General features: G+C 53.1%; 19 protein-coding genes. All 19 read right to left on the bottom strand.

The features are described from left to right. Positions 1-17 precede the first annotated feature (17 nt). Positions 18-314: a YlxQ family RNA-binding protein gene (locus RT52_RS03670; protein WP_034808829.1), complete on the bottom strand. Its 297-nt coding sequence runs from the start codon at positions 312-314 to the stop codon at positions 18-20. Beyond that, entirely contained in the window at positions 311-583 is a 273-nt protein-coding gene (gene rnpM, locus RT52_RS03665) for an RNase P modulator RnpM (RefSeq protein WP_034808831.1), read from the bottom strand. The genes RT52_RS03670 and rnpM overlap by 4 nt, the downstream gene beginning before the upstream one ends. 2 nt (positions 584-585) lie before the next feature. Beyond that, a complete protein-coding gene (nusA, locus tag RT52_RS03660; protein WP_034808832.1) occupies positions 586-1,746 on the bottom strand; it encodes a transcription termination factor NusA in 1,161 nt (386 codons plus the stop codon). Between the two features lie 12 nt (positions 1,747-1,758). Further along, positions 1,759-2,229 carry a ribosome maturation factor RimP gene (gene rimP / locus RT52_RS03655; RefSeq protein WP_034808833.1) on the bottom strand — a complete coding sequence of 157 codons (471 nt, stop codon included), beginning with the start codon at positions 2,227-2,229 and terminating at the stop codon, positions 1,759-1,761. Positions 2,230-2,349: 120 nt separating this feature from the next. After that, entirely contained in the window at positions 2,350-6,624 is a 4,275-nt protein-coding gene (locus RT52_RS03650; RefSeq protein ID WP_312847594.1) for a PolC-type DNA polymerase III, read from the bottom strand. Between the two features lie 91 nt (positions 6,625-6,715). Further along, positions 6,716-8,416, bottom strand: coding sequence for a proline--tRNA ligase (locus RT52_RS03645; protein WP_034815132.1), 1,701 nt, complete (start codon positions 8,414-8,416; stop codon positions 6,716-6,718). A gap of 31 nt (positions 8,417-8,447) precedes the next feature. Continuing rightward, positions 8,448-9,698 (bottom strand): RIP metalloprotease RseP, encoded by a 1,251-nt coding sequence (gene rseP, locus RT52_RS03640; protein ID WP_034808839.1) that lies wholly within the window; start codon positions 9,696-9,698, stop codon positions 8,448-8,450. A gap of 16 nt (positions 9,699-9,714) precedes the next feature. Beyond that, positions 9,715-10,860: a 1-deoxy-D-xylulose-5-phosphate reductoisomerase gene (dxr, locus tag RT52_RS03635; protein WP_034815130.1), complete on the bottom strand. Its 1,146-nt coding sequence runs from the start codon at positions 10,858-10,860 to the stop codon at positions 9,715-9,717. Between the two features lie 12 nt (positions 10,861-10,872). Next, complete coding sequence (locus tag RT52_RS03630) at positions 10,873-11,670, bottom strand: phosphatidate cytidylyltransferase (protein WP_034815128.1); 798 nt, start codon at positions 11,668-11,670, stop codon at positions 10,873-10,875. Between the two features lies 1 nt (position 11,671). Continuing rightward, positions 11,672-12,409, bottom strand: a complete 738-nt coding sequence (locus tag RT52_RS03625) for an isoprenyl transferase (protein WP_034808845.1) — start codon at positions 12,407-12,409, stop codon at positions 11,672-11,674. 83 nt (positions 12,410-12,492) lie between these two features. Then, positions 12,493-13,053, bottom strand: coding sequence for a ribosome recycling factor (gene frr, locus RT52_RS03620; RefSeq protein WP_034815126.1), 561 nt, complete (start codon positions 13,051-13,053; stop codon positions 12,493-12,495). Then, positions 13,050-13,775 (bottom strand): UMP kinase, encoded by a 726-nt coding sequence (pyrH, locus tag RT52_RS03615; protein WP_034815124.1) that lies wholly within the window; start codon positions 13,773-13,775, stop codon positions 13,050-13,052. Before pyrH ends, frr begins: the two co-directional genes overlap by 4 nt. Before the next feature lie 106 nt (positions 13,776-13,881). Then, positions 13,882-14,763 carry a translation elongation factor Ts gene (gene tsf / locus RT52_RS03610; protein ID WP_034808852.1) on the bottom strand — a complete coding sequence of 294 codons (882 nt, stop codon included), beginning with the start codon at positions 14,761-14,763 and terminating at the stop codon, positions 13,882-13,884. A 116-nt stretch (positions 14,764-14,879) separates the two neighbouring features. Next, positions 14,880-15,620: a 30S ribosomal protein S2 gene (gene rpsB, locus RT52_RS03605; protein ID WP_021067146.1), complete on the bottom strand. Its 741-nt coding sequence runs from the start codon at positions 15,618-15,620 to the stop codon at positions 14,880-14,882. A 152-nt stretch (positions 15,621-15,772) separates the two neighbouring features. Then, positions 15,773-16,138 (bottom strand): hypothetical protein, encoded by a 366-nt coding sequence (locus RT52_RS03600; protein ID WP_034815123.1) that lies wholly within the window; start codon positions 16,136-16,138, stop codon positions 15,773-15,775. Positions 16,139-16,149: 11 nt separating this feature from the next. Continuing rightward, entirely contained in the window at positions 16,150-16,920 is a 771-nt protein-coding gene (locus RT52_RS03595) for a FliA/WhiG family RNA polymerase sigma factor (protein WP_034808856.1), read from the bottom strand. Positions 16,921-16,932: 12 nt separating this feature from the next. Further along, positions 16,933-17,418 (bottom strand): chemotaxis protein CheD, encoded by a 486-nt coding sequence (locus RT52_RS03590; protein WP_034815121.1) that lies wholly within the window; start codon positions 17,416-17,418, stop codon positions 16,933-16,935. Further along, positions 17,411-18,010 carry a chemotaxis protein CheC gene (locus tag RT52_RS03585; RefSeq protein WP_034815119.1) on the bottom strand — a complete coding sequence of 200 codons (600 nt, stop codon included), beginning with the start codon at positions 18,008-18,010 and terminating at the stop codon, positions 17,411-17,413. Before RT52_RS03585 ends, RT52_RS03590 begins: the two co-directional genes overlap by 8 nt. After that, positions 18,000-18,431 carry a chemotaxis protein CheW gene (locus RT52_RS03580; protein WP_034808862.1) on the bottom strand — a complete coding sequence of 144 codons (432 nt, stop codon included), beginning with the start codon at positions 18,429-18,431 and terminating at the stop codon, positions 18,000-18,002. The genes RT52_RS03585 and RT52_RS03580 overlap by 11 nt, the downstream gene beginning before the upstream one ends. Positions 18,432-18,440 lie beyond the last annotated feature (9 nt).

Here is an 18,440-nt window from a genome sequence, read left to right as displayed (position 1 = left end):
TCCACCTCCGTTAATAGTTACGAGAGAAGTTGCTTAAGCTTGTTCGCAAATCCGGATTCGGTCACTGACACGACGACCCGCATATCTTTCCCCATGGCAGCGCCGATCGTATATCGGTCGCTCACTTCCACGTAAGGAACACCATACGATGTACATTTGTCGGTGACCCGTTTTCTCGTTGACGGTCCTGCGTCTCCGGCAAGGATGACGAGCTTGGCGCGGCCAGCCCGAATATCCTTTAATACAAACTCTTCTCCCATCGTTACTTTCCTCGCTCTTGCGGCAAGGCCTAACAATGATTCCCACTGGCTCATGAGACGTCTCCTTCAACTGCTTGTTTCAGCTGTTCATAAAGTGTCTCATCCGTCTTCACTTTCAAATGATGGTCGAGCGTCCGTTTTTTCTCTGCTAAACGGATGACGTCCATCTGTTTCGACAAGTATGCGCCTCGTCCGTTCATCTTCCCGGTCGGGTCGATGACGACGTCGCCTTCAGGCGTCCGGACGACACGAATCAAGTCTTTTTTCGGTAACATCTCTTGCGTGACCACACATTTGCGCAAAGGAAGTTTCTTTTGCTTCATGATCATTCCTCTTCTTTTACCGTCGTCGACTCAAGCACTGTCTCGTCAGCCTGTTCCATTTCATTGTGAACAATTTCTGGCTCCGATTCAACTTTTTCGGCGTACGTATCGAACAAGTCGAGCGCTTCCGCATCCGTTTCGCTCTTAATGTCGATCTTCCATCCTGTCAACTTGGCCGCAAGGCGCGCGTTTTGACCACGCTTCCCGATTGCGAGCGACAATTGATAGTCCGGGACGACGACCGTCGTCGACTTGGCCGGTTCATTTACATAAACCGCCACGACTTGGGCCGGGCTCAGTGCGTTTTTGACGAACTCTTTCGGGTCTTCCGACCAGCGAACGATATCGATTTTCTCACCGTTCAACTCATCGACAATCGTTTGGACACGCTGCCCTTTCGGACCGACACACGCGCCGACCGGATCGACGATGTCGGAATGGACCGCGATCTTCGAACGGTCCCCCGCCTCACGCGACACCGACATGACGTCGACCGTCCCGTTCGCGATTTCCGGCACTTCGAGTTCGAATAGACGACGGAGGAGGCCCGGGTGCGTCCGCGACACTTGAATCGCAGCGCCAGAACCTTTCGTCGTCGAGTCGACTTTTGTCACGTACACTTTGATCCGGTCATGAATCTGGTACGATTCGTTCGGCATCTGTTCGTTCGGTGTGAGCACCGCCTCGATGTTGTTCTCAAGGCCGATATACAAGTTGCGCGGATCGAAACGTTCGACGATTCCCGTCATGATCTCGTCTTCTTTGTCCGCGAAGTGGTTGTAAATCCGCTCGCGCTCGGCTTCGCGCATCTTTTGCGTGACGACTTGTTTCGCCGTCATCGCCGCGACGCGACCGAAATCGCTCGGCGTCACTTCTTCCTTGTGGAAGTCACCGAGCTCGTAGTTCGGGTCGATTTCGTGCGCTTCTTCGAGCGAGAGCTGTTGCTCCGGCTGCGTGAGACGCTCGACGACTTCAAGCAAGGCGAAGACGCGAATATCGCCTGTCACTTGGTCGAACTCGACTTTGACGTGTTCGTTCGGGTTGGCGACATTTCGGCGATATGCCGAGATGAGCGCTTGCTCGAGCGCATCGATGATGATGTCTTTCTCGATCCCCTTTTCTTTTGCAATCTGTTCGATTGTTGTGAGTAATTGTGGCCCCATCTTTACCTCTCCTTAACTAAACGTGACCGCTAGGCGGGCTTGTGCAATTTTGTCTACTGGTAGCGAGATCGCTTTTTTACGTGTCTTGATTTTTGTCTCGACGACAGCCGTTTCACCGTCGTACGCCGTTAAAATACCTTCGAACTCTTTGGCACCCTCGATTGGGGCGAACGTCTTGATGTAGACGTTTTTTCCAATCGCCCGTTCAAAGTCGACCGGTTTCTTGAGCGGGCGCTCCGCACCGGGACTCGAGACGTCAAGATAATAGGCTTGTTCGATCGGGTCGGTTTCGTTTAGTTTCTCCGAGAGTTGTTCGTTGATATTGACGCAATCATCTAAATCGACGCCCCCCGGCTTGTCGATGTAGACGCGCAAGAACCAGTCTGGACCTTCTTTCACGAATTCAACGTCGACTAGTTCCATGTTCGCTTGCTCGACGATCGGCAAAGCGATGGCTTCGACGACCTCTGTTATTTTGGACACTCTCATCCCTCCTTCTTGGCTTTTACATACAAGAAAGGAGTAGGGTTCCCTACTCCTTTCCGTCGTAGTATCCAACTTTGTTCGATACTAATATATCATATTTTCCCGATTTTCTGCAACTTACACCCCAAAATCAAAGAATGACAGCTGGTTCTCATCCGGCAGGCCTTCAAGACATTTCATCGTGTCGAGCGTCTCGATAATCGTTTTCGATAACTTGGCCCGTTTCCGGAGATCTTCTTTTGACAAGAACTGACCTTCGGCCCGTGCCTCGACGATGGCCTTGGCCGCATTCGTCCCTAAACCGTCGACTGCGTTGAACGGCGGGATGAGCGTGTTGCCTTCAATCAAGAATTCGGTCGCGCTCGAACGATATAAATCGATGTTTTGGAACTTCATGCCCCGCTCGAGCATCTCGAGTGCGAGTTCGAGTACGGTATGAAGCCCTTTGTCTTTCGCCGTCGCATCGAATCCTTTTTCGCGGATATCCGACATCGCTTTCCGGACGGCTTGCGACCCTTTGATCATCGCCGACAAATCGAAGTCGCCGGCCCGGACCGTGAAGTACGTCGCGTAATACAAAATCGGATGATGGACTTTGAAATACGCGATGCGGACGGCCATCAAGACGTACGCCGTCGCGTGCGCTTTCGGGAACATGTACTTAATTTTCTTACACGAGGCGATATACCATTCCGGTACCGCGTTCGCGCGCATCTCGGACTCCATCTCCTCGGTCAAGCCTTTCCCTTTTCGAACCGACTCCATGATTTTGAAGGCGAACGACGGTTCAAGTCCGGCGTAAATCAAATAGACCATGATGTCGTCTCGACACCCGATGACGTCTTTTAACTCACACGTACCGTTGTAAATCAATTCGTTCGCGTTCCCGATCCAAACGTCGGTCCCGTGAGACAATCCTGAGATTTGGACGAGCTCCGAGAACGTCGCCGGCTTCGTCTCTTCGAGCATCTGCCGGACGAACTTCGTCCCGAACTCAGGGATGCCGAGCGTCCCCGTCTTCGATTCGATTTGTTCCGGCGTGACGCCGAGCACTTCCGGTGATGAGAAAATCTTCATGACCGTCGGATCATCCGTCGGAATCGTCAGCGGGTCGATGCCCGACAAATCTTGGAGCATCCGAATCGCGGTCGGATCATCGTGCCCGAGAATGTCGAGCTTGAGCAAGTTGTCATGAATCGAGTGGAAGTCGAAATGGGTCGTCTTCCATTCAGACGTCTTGTCGTCAGCCGGATATTGAATCGGCGAGATTTCCGCGATGTCCATATAGTCCGGGACGACGATGATTCCGCCCGGGTGTTGCCCGGTCGTCCGTTTGACACCGGTCACACCGGACACGAGCCGATCGACTTCGGCGTTCCGATAAATCTTATCGTTCTCGGTCGCATACCCTTTCACGTAACCGTACGCCGTCTTGTCAGCAATCGTCCCGATTGTCCCGGCACGATAGACGTACTCTTCACCGAACAATACTTTCGTGTAGGCGTGGGCGTGCGGCTGATATTCCCCAGAGAAGTTCAAGTCGATATCCGGGACTTTATCCCCTTTGAAACCGAGGAACGTCTCGAACGGGATATCGTGGCCGTCTTTCTTATACCACGTGCCGCATTCCGGACACTCCTTGTCCGGCAAGTCATATCCTGAACCGACCGACCCATCATTGAAGAAGTAAGAATGCTTACACTTCGGACAGACGTAGTGCGGTGGGAGCGGATTGACCTCGGTAATCTCGGTCATCGTCGCGACGAGACTCGAACCGACCGACCCCCGTGACCCGACGAGGTAGCCATCGTCGAGCGACTTCTTCACGAGTTTATGCGAAATGAGATAGATGACGGCGAACCCGTGACCGATAATCGATTTCAGTTCTTTCTCGAGCCGGGCCTCGACGATTTCCGGAAGTTCCTCGCCATAAATCGAGCGAGCCATGTCATAGCTCATGTTACGGACTTCGTCGTCCGCCCCTTCAATCTTCGGGGTGAACAGTTCATCCGGGATGATTTGAATCGACTCGATTTGGTCGGCGATCGCGTTCGGGTTCGTGATGACGATTTCACGGGCCAGTTCGTCGCCGAGGAACTTGAACTCTTCCATCATTTCCTTCGTCGTCCGGAAATGCGCGTGTGGGAGTTCTTTACGCGTGTTAATGAAGTTCGCCCCACCTTGCGTCCGAATCAAGATTTCACGGTACGAGCGGTCCGTCCGGTCGAGATAATGGACGTTCCCCGTCGCACAGACAGGCAGATTTGCTTGCTTCGCGACACGAATGATCCGTTTGATGATGTCACGGAGCTCGAGTTCGTTCGCGACGATTTCTTTATCGATTAAATGTAAATAAAGCGCCGGCGGATGAATCTCGATAAAGTCGTAGAACGCCATCATCTTCTCGAGTTCTTCGTCCGACTTGTTCAGCGCCGCGTCAAAAATCTCACCGTTGTCGCAGGCCGATCCTATCAAAAGGCCCTCTCGACGTTTGATGAGTTCAGAACGTGGCATCCGGGCCATCCGGAACAAATAGTCGATATGTGAGAGCGAGATCAACTCATACAAGTGACGTAATCCAGGTTTCTTATTTTTCGCATAAATCGTCGCATGGAATGGCCGAATCTTCGAGACGTCACTCCCGACTTTCGCGTTGAGCGAGCGGTGCGTCTGCATCTCGAACATCTGCTTGGCGAAATCGAGCAGCTTCATCAATAGATAAGCCGTCGCCTCGGCATCGTATATCGCCCGGTGGTGCTGGGTCAATTCGATGTCGAATCGTTTGGCGAGCGTGTTCAGTCGATGGTTTTTGAGCGTCGGCAAAATCGTCCGCGCGAGCTCGAGCGTATCGATGACCGGATAGTCGTCCGGCTCATGGCCACCGCTCCGGAGCGTCGCCTCGAGGAAGCCCATATCGAACGCCGCGTTATGCGCGACGAGGATACTGTCGCCGCACCAGTCGACAAACTGTTTCGTGATCACTTCCGGGTCCGGCTGACCATGGACCATGTCGTCAGTGATGCCCGTCAACTCGATCGTCGTCGCCGAGAGCGGATGTTTCGGGTCTGCGAACGCCTCGAAGCGGTCGATGATTTCCCCGTCTTTAATCTTCACCCCGGCCAGTTCGATAATCTTGTTATAGACTGCCGAAAGACCGGTCGTCTCGACGTCGAAGACGACGTATGTCGCATCGTCGAGAGCGATATCGGTCGGATGGTAGGCGACCGGGACACCGTCATTGACGACGTTCGCCTCAACACCGAACAGCACTTTAATATCGTTTTTCTTGCCCGCGTAATACGCCTCAGGAAACGATTGGACGCCGGCGTGGTCCGTGATCGCGATGGCGCGATGTCCCCATTTGGCGGCTCGGGCGACGAGCGCCGACACGTTCGTGACGGCATCCATCTGGCTCATCTGCGTATGGGCGTGCAGCTCGACACGTTTCTCACCGTCCCACTCGTCACGGACGGGCTCGACTTTCACTTCTTGGAGCTGCGAGGCCATCATGCATAGTTCGCGCATGAAGCTATCGTCTTCGACACGTCCCGCCGCTTGAATCCACATGCCTTTTTTGACGGCGCTGAGCATGCGGTCGTCATCATCGTCACGGGCGAACACTTTGACGATGAGCGAATCGGTATAGTCCGTCATCTTGAACGTGAACAGTTTCTTCCCGCTCTTCAATTCTTTTCGTTCGGCCGAGAAGACGAGTCCACGAATGGCGACGCGTCGTTCTTCTTCGATGATCGTCTTAATTTGGACGATTTCATCTTTAATCAGCGCACCCATGCGCACCTCGGTAACCGGCTCCTCGTTCGACTCGGTCGTCTTGGCGAACTGGGCGGCGAGCGCCATTTTCGCTTGTTCGATGTCTTCCTGAACGACTTGCTCGCGGAGGGCTTGGTTCGCTTCCACGTCTTCTGAGAACTGGGCTTGGCACGGCTTTTTCGTGAAGCCGTACGCACTGTACAGCGCCTGGACTTCTTGACATAACTCTTTATCGACATAACTCGCCTCAGGTGCGGAGCGCACGGGGATGAGCAGTTTATTTTGCATAAAGCGCGGTTGGACGGAGGCGAAGTACGTACGCATCGCCCCGGACACTTGACTCAGTTCGCTGACGATACGCGGCCAGTAGTCGATATAATCGGCGTCTTTGCCGCCCTGTTCCGTCGTGAAGCGCGCATACACCTCATCGGCGAACGTCGCATAACGATTTTCAAGTCGGCTCATGAACAGCTGGTGCACCTCATACGGCAACACACGTTGCAACCGAAAATGGAACGTCCACGTCCGCCGTTGTTTATTGACGACGAGCCGTGTCAACTCGGCACCGTCAAATTGATCGGTCTCGGTCGTGATGCCGAGGTCATTCAGTAGCAATAACATTTTTTGATTGGCTTCCACGGGTCAGTAATCCCCCCTTATCGTTCAACATCGACAAATGAAGGTGACGGCGTGAACCGTCACCTTCATGTCATCATTGGAGTGCGTCTAACTGTGCGGTCAAAACGGCTGCTAGGTCGTCGACAGTTGTCTCGATGACTTCACCTGTCGTACGAAGCTTCACTTCGACGACACCTTCACCGGCCTTTTTCCCGACGTTGATTCGAATCGGGAGGCCAATCAAGTCCGCATCGGCGAACTTGACGCCGGCCCGTTCTTTACGGTCGTCGTATAAGACGTCATATGATGCTGACAATTCCTTGTACAAGCGGTCGGCGAGCGCGAGTTGCGCCTCGTCTTTCGCGTTGATCGCAATCAAGTGCACATCGAACGGCGCGATGCTCTTCGGCCAGACGATGCCACGGTCGTCATGATGCTGTTCGACGACCGCCGAGAGCGTACGCGACACCCCGATACCGTAACAACCCATGATGAGTGGCTCGGCCCGTCCTTCTTCGTTCAAGAACGTCGCACCCATCGCTTCTGAGTAACGTGTACCGAGCTTGAACACTTGTCCGACCTCAATCCCGCGGGCGAAGCGGACCGGCCCTGACTCGTCAGGTGCCAAATCCCCTTCCACGACGAAACGGAGGTCGTGGAACGTCAAGTCAGCCAAGTCACGTTCCGCGTTGACGTGCAAGAAGTGTGTGTTCGCCTCGTTGGCGCCACATACCGCGTCGACCAAATACTTGACGGCGTAATCGGCGACGACTTTGACCGGCGAATCGATCGGCCCGAGCGTTCCTGGTTCACAACCGAACAAGTCGATGATTTTCGCTTCTTCTTCCATTTGAATATCGAGTCCACCGAGTGCGTTCTTCACTTTCACATCGTTCGCCTCGTGGTCGCCGCGGACGATCGCCATGACCGTCTCGCCATCGACGTTGAAAAGGACCGACTTGATCGTCGTCTTCACATCGACGTCAAGGAAACGTGCCACGTCTTCAATCGTCTTGTGCTCTTTCGTGTCGACTTTTTCAAGTTCTGCGACCGTTCCGGCTTGCATCTCATACCGGTCGAGCGTCTCGGCCATCTCGATGTTCGCTGCGTAGTTCGAGCTGTCCGTATAGACGATCGTGTCTTCCCCGATTGCGGCGAGCGCTTGGAACTCGTGCGTGTCTTTCCCGCCAATCGCACCTGAATCGGCAACGACTGGGCGGTACTCGAGCCCGACCCGGTCGAAGATGCGCGAATAGGCGTTATACATGTTGTCGTACTCTTCGTCTAAACCGGCTTGGTCGGCATGGAACGAGTACGCGTCTTTCATCAAGAACTCACGACCTCGGAGCAACCCGAAACGCGGTCGACGCTCGTCGCGATATTTCGCTTGAATCTGATACAAGTTGACCGGCAACTTTTTGTATGAGTTCAACTCGTCGCGAACGATTGACGTGATGAGTTCCTCGTGTGTCGCACCGAGGGCGAAACGACGGTCATGACGGTCCGTCAGACGCATGAGTTCAGGACCGTAAATGCCCCAGCGCCCCGTCTCTTCCCAAAGCTCGGCTGGCTGGATGGCCGGCATGAGCAACTCTTGTGCGCCCGCACGGTTCATCTCTTCACGAATGATGGTCTGGATATTTTGTAATACTTTGTGACCGAGCGGCAAATACGAATAAATGCCGGCTGCGTTTTGACGAATGAACCCGCCCCGGACGAGCAGTTGGTGGCTGACCGCCTCGGCGTCAGCTGGCACTTCTCGGAGTGTAGGCATAAGCAATCTCGATTGTTTCATAGGTATCAACGTTTCCCTTCTCTAACACGTTCTATTTGAAAAATGATTGAATATCGTTCCACGTGACGATGAGCATCAACAGCATCAACAAGGCGAAGCCGATGAAATGCACAAAGCCTTCTTTTTTCGGGTCGATCGGCCGACCGCGCACCGCCTCGAAGAAGAGGAAGATGAGTCGACCTCCGTCGAGTGCCGGGAGCGGCAACAAGTTGAAGATGGCCAAGTTGACGGAAAGTAGAGCCGTCCAGTTGAGGAGCATAATCAGCCCGCTCGCTGCGACTTCATCCGTCATCCGGACGATCCCGACCGGTCCGGCAAGTTGGTCGACACCGACTTGACCGGTCACGAGGTCTCCGACGGCAGAAAAGATGAGCGTCGACATCGTCCACGTCGTCTCAGCACCCGTCGTGAACGCTTTCGTCGGAGAGCGTTCGAGCGCGTTCGTCACCCCTAAAATTCCGACCGTCTCACCGTTTTGTTCGAGCGGTTGCGGTGTGAGCGTGACCGTCTGTTCGGTCCCGGCTCGGACGTACGTCACTTCAGTCGGGACATCAGCACGATCGGCGAGCGCTTCACGTAAGTCGGCCCAGTTATCGAGCTCGTTCCCTTCGATTGAGATGATTTCGTCTCCCGCCATGAGCCCGGCTTGTGCTGCGGCCGATTCTGGCTGTACGGTACCGATTTGGCCGTCATCCGTCGGCGTGCCTTGGACGAGGCCGACGATGACGAGCAGGATGAAAGCGAGGACGAAGTTCATCGCCGGACCAGCCGCGATGGCGAGCACGCGTTTCCACACGGACTGCGCCCCGAACGTCCGGTCGTACGGTGCAATTTGAATTTCCATCCCTTGGTCGACGAGAAGCGTCTCGCGCTCAAGTTCGTACACACGGACTTCCTCATCGACGAGCAATTGGACTTTCAATTCCCGAATCGAATCAAATTTATCGACCGTACCGACGACATGGACATCCGTCGCCTGGTCCGGCTGAAAGTAGACACGGTCGACCGTGCCGGCTGCTGTCAGACGCAGACCGACATGTTGCCCGGCTTTGACTTCGATCGGTTCAAAATCTTCCCCTGCCATCTTGACGTAGCCCCCAATCGGCAACAGCCGAATCGTGTAGAGCGTCTCGTTTTTTCTGAATGACAGAATTTTCGGCCCGAAGCCGATTGCAAATTCATGACAGAGAATTCCTGCCCGTTTCGCCATGACGAGGTGACCCCATTCATGCACTGAAATGAGAACACCAAACATCAAAACGATGGCGATAAAAGTCGTCATTGTTTATTCCCCACCTTCACTTTCCTTGCTGAATCTGTAATCGAACCGCACGGTCAACTTCTAAAATGTCCGCGAGCGTCGGTTCCGCAATGATTGTATGGGCGTCCATCGCCTGTTCGACGAGCCGTTCGATGTCTAGAAAGGCGATCTCGCCGTTCAAAAACTTCTCCACGGCCGCCTCGTTGGCGGCATTGAGTACCGTCGGCATCGACCCGCCGGCCCGGCCCGCCTCATAGGCGAGGCGAAGAGCCGGATAACGTTCGAAATCGGCTTCTGCGAAATGGAGCGTCCCGATTTCTCTCAAGTTTAACCGCTTGCTCCCTTCGATTTCAAGCCGTTTCGGTGCAGCGAGAGCATAGAGGATTGGACCGCGCATATCCGGGGTGCCGAGCTGGGCGATGACGGCCGCGTCTTTATATTCGACCATCGAGTGAATAATCGATTCACGATGGAGCACCACTTCAATATCATTATAGTCGATATCGAACAACCAGTGCGCTTCGATGACTTCAAGCCCTTTATTGAACATCGTCGCCGAATCGATCGTGATTTTTGCCCCCATCGACCAGTTCGGATGATTGAGCGCCTCGTCGACGGTCACCTCGGCGAGCTGTTCCCGCGACTTGTCACGGAAACTCCCTCCTGAGGCAGTCAAGATGATTTTCGCGACGTCTTCTCGGCGCTCCCCGTTCAAGCATTGAAAAATCGCTGAATGTTCGCTGTCGACCGGAAGCAAGTTGACGCCGTGCTCTTTGACGGCGGCCATGACGAGATGCCCGGCTGTGACGAGCGTCTCCTTATTCGCGAGCGCGATGTCTTTCCCGGCTTCAATCGCAGCGAGCGTCGGCTCGAGACCGACGGCACCGACGACCGCCGTCACGACCACGTCCGCCCGTTCTGCCGTCGCACATTCAATCAACCCTTCTAGTCCGATGAAAAAGAGTGGTTCGTATGTAAGGCGGGGCTTCAACTGTTCGAGTACTTCAATCGATTTGGCCGATACGTATTTCGGGCGAAGCCGGTTAATCCACTCCTCCGCCACTTCAACGTTCGTCCCAAACGCGTACGCCTCTAATTCAAACAAGTCGGGGTGCTGTTCGATGACGTCACACGTTTGTACGCCAATCGATCCAGTCGCCCCGAGTAAGCTGATTCGCTTCATCTTGACACTCCCTTATAACAAATTAAAAATCCAAATGACGGTAAAGACGGCAATCATGCTATCGAACCGGTCCAAAATCCCGCCGTGTCCCGGTAAAAGGTGCCCCGAGTCTTTCACCCCATAGTGGCGTTTATACGCCGACTGGACCAAATCGCCGAGCTGGCCGACGACCGCGACGACGAGGGCGAGAATGATCACTTCCCAAAGCGGCAAAATCGGATCGACGAGAATGAACGCGATGCCGATGACGATCCCGGAAAGAATTCCGCCGACCGCCCCTTCGATCGTCTTATTCGGACTGATGGACGGCCAAAGTTTCGTCTTCCCGATCGTTTTCCCGGTGAAATAGGCACCGGAATCGGTCGCCCAGATGATGAACAAGACGAGCAACACTTTACTCAGTCCGTCATCCGATAATCGCACGAGCGCGAAGCTCGTAAACCCGATGACGAGATAGACGGCGGAGACGAAATAAAAACTGGCATCTTCATACGTGAACCGATTTTTCGTCACGACGGTCCAAAACAGAAGCAACGTCAAACCGAGAATCATCCATTGGTTGACGGACATCGGCAGTTCGCTCATATCCATCTGCCGTTCGAGCAACATCATGACGAACGGGAAAGCGACGAGCAGTGCGGTGACGAGAAACGGGAAAGCGGTCAGTTTGTGACGCCGCATCAACGTGAATTCACTCAACCCAATCAAAGCGAGCACACCCATCAAGATGACGAACGGGCTGCCGCCGAGGGCGATGAGCGTGACGAAAATCGCGCCGGCCCAAAGTCCGGTAATAATTCGAGTCTTCATATTAGACACCACCAAATCGACGCGTCCGGGCATTGTATGCCGCAATCGCCTCTACGAAATGGTCGCGCTTAAACTCTGGCCATAAGACGTCCGTGAAATGTAGCTCGGCATACGCCCCTTGCCAAAGCAAGAAGTTCGAGAGCCGTTGCTCCCCGCTCGTCCGAATGATTAGATCAACGTCCTGTATGTTCGTCATGAGTCGTTCCCCAATCATCGCGTCATCGATGTCTTCTGGCAAAATCCGGCCGGCAGCCACGTCCATGGCGATGAGGCGCATCGCTTGAACGAGCTCATCGCGCCCACCGTAATTGAGGGCGAACACGAGGTCAAGTCCTGTATTCGTCGCGGTCCGCGTCCGCGCCTCCTCGACCGCTTCACGTGTGCCGCGCGGCAATTTTGACACGTCGCCGGCCACAAGGACACGGACGTTTTGTTCATCGAGTTCGTTTAAATCTGTCTCGAGAAACTGCTTCGGCAACTTCATCAAGAAGTTGACTTCTTCTTCAGGGCGCGTCCAGTTCTCGGTTGAGAACGCATAGAGCGTCAGCGACTTGATGCCAAGCTCTTGCGCCGTACGGACGGACTCGCGCACCGATTTCATCCCTTCCCGGTGACCCATGATGCGCGGGAGCCCACGTTTTTTCGCCCAACGGCCATTGCCGTCCATGATGATGGCGACGTGTTCGGGAATGCTCAGTTCCGCTTCAGTCTTCGTTTTAGGATTCACCCATTTAAACATACTCTGTCCTCCTGATTGTATGAAAGAGGGACCCTCTCATTAAAAGGGTCCCCACACAGCTTTTTGGTATACCACTTCCGTGATTACACTTCCATGATTTCTTTTTCTTTCGTCGCTGCAGACTCATCAATCTTTTTGATGTACGAATCCGTTAACGCTTGGACGTCGTCCGCATAACCACGGAGATCGTCTTCCGTCATCTCGCCGTCTTTCTCGAGCTTTTTCAAGTTCTCGTTGGCGTCACGGCGAACGTTACGGACAGCGACTTTCGCTTCTTCCGCATACTTCTTCGTGATTTTAACGAGTTCTTTGCGTCGCTCTTCCGTCAAAGCTGGGATAGCAAGACGAATGACCGTCCCGTCAGATGATGGTGAGAGACCGAGGTCCGCTTTTTGAATCGCTTTCTCGACTTCCGATACCATCGATTTATCCCACGGTTGAATCAAAAGAAGGCGGGCTTCCGGCGTGTTGATGTTGGCCACTTGGTTAAGCGGTGTCGGCACACCGTAGTAATCGACTTGAACCGGGTCCAAAATCGAGGCGCTGGCACGACCTGTGCGAAGCGTCCCGAAGTCGCGTTTGAGTGCGGCGTGGGCTTTCTCCATTTTTTCTTCAGCAGTTTTCAACACTTCGTTTACACTCATGAATTGATTCCTCCTACTACCGTCCCGATATGTTCCCCGAGTACGACACGTTTAATGTTTCCTTCTTCAAGCAATGAGAATACAATTAGTGGAATGTGGTTATCCATACAGAGTGATGTGGCTGTCGAGTCCATGACTTGAAGTCCGTCTTTAAGCACGTCCAAGTACGTGAGCGTCTCATATTTCACCGCTTCCGGGTCAAGTTTCGGGTCAGCCGAATAGACACCGTCCACGTTGTTTTTCCCCATCAAGATAACGTCTGCCTCAATTTCAGCTGCGCGAAGCGCTGCAGTCGTATCGGTTGAGAAATACGGGTTTCCGGTACCGGCTGCGAAAATGACGACCCGCCCCTTTTCAAGGTGACGCATCGCACGGCGACGGATATACGGTTCAGCGACTTGACGCATTTCAATTGATGTTTGGACGCGCGTTTGGACACCGTTCGTTTCAAGGCTGTCTTGAAGCGCGAGTGAGTTAAGGACAGTTGCGAGCATGCCCATGTAATCGGCATTCGCCCGGTCCATCCCGAGTTCACTCCCAGTCTTGCCGCGCCAAATGTTTCCGGCACCGACAACGACGGCCACTTCGACGCCCATAGCGACGAGTTCTTTGATTTGTCCAGAAATCGAGTTGACAATCGATGGATCGATTCCATACCCTTGATCACCTGCGAGCGCTTCTCCACTCAATTTTAACACAATTCTCTTATATTTCGGTTCCATACTTTGCCTCCTCTTGCTTGAAAAAAGGGAACACGCTCCCTTAACGAACTAACTCAAGGTTATACAGACGTGTTCCCAATTTTGAATGCATCACGTGTGACGCAGATTATTTTTTAAGTTGGTTCATAACTTCTTCAGCAAAGTTTTCTTCGCGTTTTTCCATGCCTTCGCCGACTTCGAAACGTACGAACGAGTTGACACGGCCGCCTTTAGACTCTACATATTTCCCAACTTTGAAGTCAGCGTCTTTGACGAATGTTTGGTCGACGAGGCAGATTTCCTCGAAGTACTTGTTCATGCGTCCTGCGATCATCTTCTCGACGATGTTCGCTGGCTTCCCTTCGTTGAGGGCTTGTTCAGTCAAGACTTTCTTCTCACGGTCTGCTTCTTCAGCTGATACTTGGTCACGTGTCGCGTAAAGTGGACGTGCTGCAGCAACGTGCATCGCGACATCTTTCGCAACTGTCTCGTCAGTCGTACCGTCGATGATGACGACCGAACCGATGCGCCCGCCCATGTGGAGGTACGTGCCGAATACAGCATCGTCAGCTTTTTCAAGAACAGCGATGCGACGGAGTGAGATTTTCTCTCCGATTGTCGAAGCTTCTTCTTGAATGTGCGTCTCAAGCGTTTTGCCAGCGACGAATTCAGAAGCGAGCGCTTCTTCAACTGTCGATGCGCCTGAAGTGAGGACAGCTGTCGCCACGTCAGATACGAGTGTTTGGAACTTCTCGTTCTTCGCAACGAAGTCCGTTTCTGAGTTTACTTCGACGAGTGTAGCTTTGTTGCCGTCAACCGCTACTGCTGTCAAACCTTCTGCTGCGATGCGGTCGCCTTTCGCTGCCGCTTTCGCGATTCCTTTTTCACGAAGGAAGTCGATTGCTGCTTGCATGTCACCGTTTGTTTCAGTAAGTGCTTTTTTGCAATCGAGCATACCTGCGCCTGTTTTTTCACGAAGTTCTTTTACCATTGCTGCTGTAACTGCCATCGGAAATTCCTCCTTGTAACATTACAAATTTTAAGAAGAAGGCACGGTGCCTTCGTATACATGTCCTAAAAAAAGGTGATAAAAGGCTTTCCCTTTATCACCTGTTGTCTAACTGATTACTCAGCTTCTGTAGCTTCTGCTTCAGGTGCTACAGCTTCTTCAGCAACTTCTTCTTCACCTTGCTTCGCTTCGATGATCGCGTCTGCCATCTTAGAAGTAAGCAATTTAACCGCACGAATCGCATCGTCGTTCGCTGGGATAACGTAGTCGATTTCGTCTGGGTCACAGTTTGTATCAACAATCGCAACGATTGGGATGTTCAATTTGTGAGCTTCTGCAATCGCGATACGCTCTTTGCGTGGGTCAACGATGAAGAGAGCATCTGGAACGCCTGGCATATCTTTGATTCCGCCGAGGAACTTCTCAAGACGCGTCATTTCTTTTTTCAAGATGATGACTTCTTTCTTAGGAAGTACTTCGAACGTGCCGTCTGCTTCCATTTTCTCAAGCTGCTTCAAGCGGTTGATACGCTTTTTGATTGTTGAGAAGTTTGTGAGTGTTCCACCCAACCAACGCTCATTGATGAAGTACATACCTGAACGGAGTGCTTCCTCTTTGATCGTGTCTTGAGCTTGTTTTTTCGTACCGACGAAGAGGACGTTTCCGCCTTCTGCCGCGAGTTCACGAACGAAGTTGTACGCTTCGTCTACTTTTTTGACCGTTTTTTGAAGGTCGATGATGTAGATTCCGTTACGCTCCGTGAAGATGTATTTCGCCATTTTTGGGTTCCAACGGCGTGTTTGGTGACCGAAGTGTACACCAGCTTCAAGCAATTGCTTCATTGAGATTACTGCCATGATAAATTTCCTCCTTGTGGTTTAAAAAAGTCCTCCGCCTCGTTCATCGTTGTATTCCGACCTTTCGGCACCGAGGAATACCATCCCGAGACGTGTGTGATGTGTTTAACACCGAGAATTACTATAGCATATGTCATCGAATCCGGCAACTCTCACTTGCCCCGAAATTTTGCATATAACGCCATCTCGCCTTCCCCTTTTCCGAGGAGGCGGGCCGCGTCACGCACAGAGTGACGGAGTAGCGTCTCTTCGACGAGCTGATGGCCCGCTCGTTCCCCCGAGTCTCGTTGAACGGGAGTTGCTACGGGTTCGTGCTTTTCCGGTTCAATCACCACGTCACGGACGTCTTGTTTGACGACATCGTTCATCGATTCCATGAACGATAACAACAACAGCTCGGTCTCACGTTTTTCTGCTTCAAGCTGCTCGACTCGGCTCTTTAGCGTCTGCAACTGTTTAAAGGCGAGTAAGAGCGCATAGGTGAACCCGATGCCAGCAACCAATAAAATAATTGTCATCTTCATCCTCCTTATGACGTCTTCTCTTCTAAATAGGATCGTCCGAGCGCCGATTTGAGCGTCTTTAACGCTTTGGAGTGGATTTGCGAGATGCGTGACGTCGACAAGTCGAGCACCTCCCCAATCTCTGTCAACGTCAACTCGTCGAAATAGAACAATGAGACGACGAGCCGTTCCTTCTCCGTCAATCGCTCAATCTCGTCCGTCAAGACGTCGAGAAGCTCACGTTGCAAGAGCGTATCTTCCGGCTTTTCTGAATCAGGGTCAAAGTACGTGACGGAGATCACTTTCCCTTCTTCTTGAAGCGTCACCGCCTCATCGATCGATAGCATGTTCGCGAAATACCCTTCCGCCATCGCTTTTTCAATCTCTGAAATCGGGATGCCACAAGCGGTCGCGAGCTCTTCTTTCGTCGGTGCCCGGTGCAGTTTCTGTTCGAGCTGCTCTGCCACTTGGTCAATCTTTTTGACCCGTTCACGCACGGACCGCGGGAGCCAATCGATTTTACGAAGTCCATCGATAATCGCCCCGCGAATCCGAAACGCCGCATACGTGTCAAACTTGTTGTTGTGATCTGGATCATATTTCATGAGGGCATCGTACAATCCCATGTAACCCAAACTTTTCAATTCGTCGCGTTCGACGCTTTTTGGGAGCGTCACGATCATTCGTTGTACGTGATAATGGATTAAAAATTCATAATGAGATAACAGTTCATTCGCCGTCTCCATATCACGGTCACTGTTCCAACGATCCCACAACTGAGTAAGCTGAGTCGTCATGTCGACCCCCCCTTAAAGTTCTTTCGTGCCTACACTGACCGTCCGAATCGACAATACGGATGTGGCCACATCAAATTCGATTGTGCGCCCGTTATGGCCGCCGCAATCTTCCGCGATTAGCGGAATGCGATGGGCCTTCAGCGCTTTGCGGATTGCCTCGGCGTTACGCTCGCCGATCCGCATCGCCTCGTTTTCGTATTTGAACTGAAACATTTGGGCGCCACCGGCCATTTTTGCCTGTATTCGACCGGCCCCGGCCCGTTTCAACGAGTCAACGAGTGCATCGATTGCCGTATCGGCATATTTTCCTACCTCGAGCGTCTGGTGTTTTCGGGCGATATTTGAGTCCGGCAGCATGACGTGTGCCATCGCCGCCACTCTCGTTTGCGCATCGTACAGAATCACGCCGACACAAGAACCGAGACCGGCCGTGCGGAGTCGATTCGGTGCCGTCGTCTGTTTCCATTCGGCGATGCCGATTTTGAGCACCTCAGCCATGGCCGAGTAACCGCCGCTCGATTTGTTTGAGCGAGCCGTGTGTCGGTAGGAACAACACGTGGCCAGCACTCACTTTCTCGTCAATCAAGAACGTCGTGTCGATATAAAGCGCCGCGTCCTCTTCCGGCTGAACCGACGAGACGACGAACTCGACGATGGAGCCGGCCATGTCGATTGCTGTCGCCGGGACTTGAATCAGAATCGGTGTCGTCAACCAGTCGCTCAAGGCACGGGCGTACGCCCCGCTCATAATATTTCCAATCTCTTCCCATGCCGATTGGCCAAGGTCCGTCGCTTCGGCGAACGTGAACGGCCTTCCGATTAACGAGGTGACCATCGCCTCGGCGTCATCCACTGGAAACAGGATCAGAATCATGCCGCGAATCTCACCACCGAGTTCGAGCAAGACCGAGGCGACGTGCCGCTCGGGACCGCCGACCCGTTCCGGTAAATACGAGATCGGTTCCATCTCGGCCGACGAGACCGTGATGTTGACGGGTTTGGCCAACAGCGTCGACAACGCCGTCGCGGCGTGACCCGACCCGATATTCCCGAGTTCTTTCAATAAATCTTGTTCAAATTCACTCAGCATGTTGATCCTCGAACAAGGCGTTGGCATCTAGGAGCGAGAAAAGCTTGTCTTCCCCTTTGGCAATCGCCGTCAAATGCGCCGCGAGCATGTCTTGACTCGACTCAGGGATCGGTTCGATACGCACGTCGTCGCTCTCGACGACTTCATTCGCCCGGTCGACGATGAACCCGGCATCGCCTTGATTCAACGAGGCAATCAAGATACGCGTCTCGTCCGTCGCCTCAAGTTCCTCATAGCCGAGGCGGAGGCGAAGGTCGATGACCGGTGTGACGACCCCGCGCAAGTTGATGACCCCTTTGACGTGAGCCGGTGCGTTCGGAACGCGCGTGACCGGTTGCATACGCTCGATTGAACGGACCGACTGAACGTCAATTCCGTACGTGTTGTCGGCGAGTGAAAAGACTACCCATTTTTGTTCCATCTTGCTTCC

The sequence above is a fragment of the Exiguobacterium alkaliphilum 12/1 genome (assembly GCF_000714435.1).
Classification (GTDB): Bacteria; Bacillota; Bacilli; order Exiguobacteriales; family Exiguobacteriaceae; genus Exiguobacterium; species Exiguobacterium alkaliphilum.
This window is presented reverse-complemented; position numbering and strand designations above follow the sequence as displayed.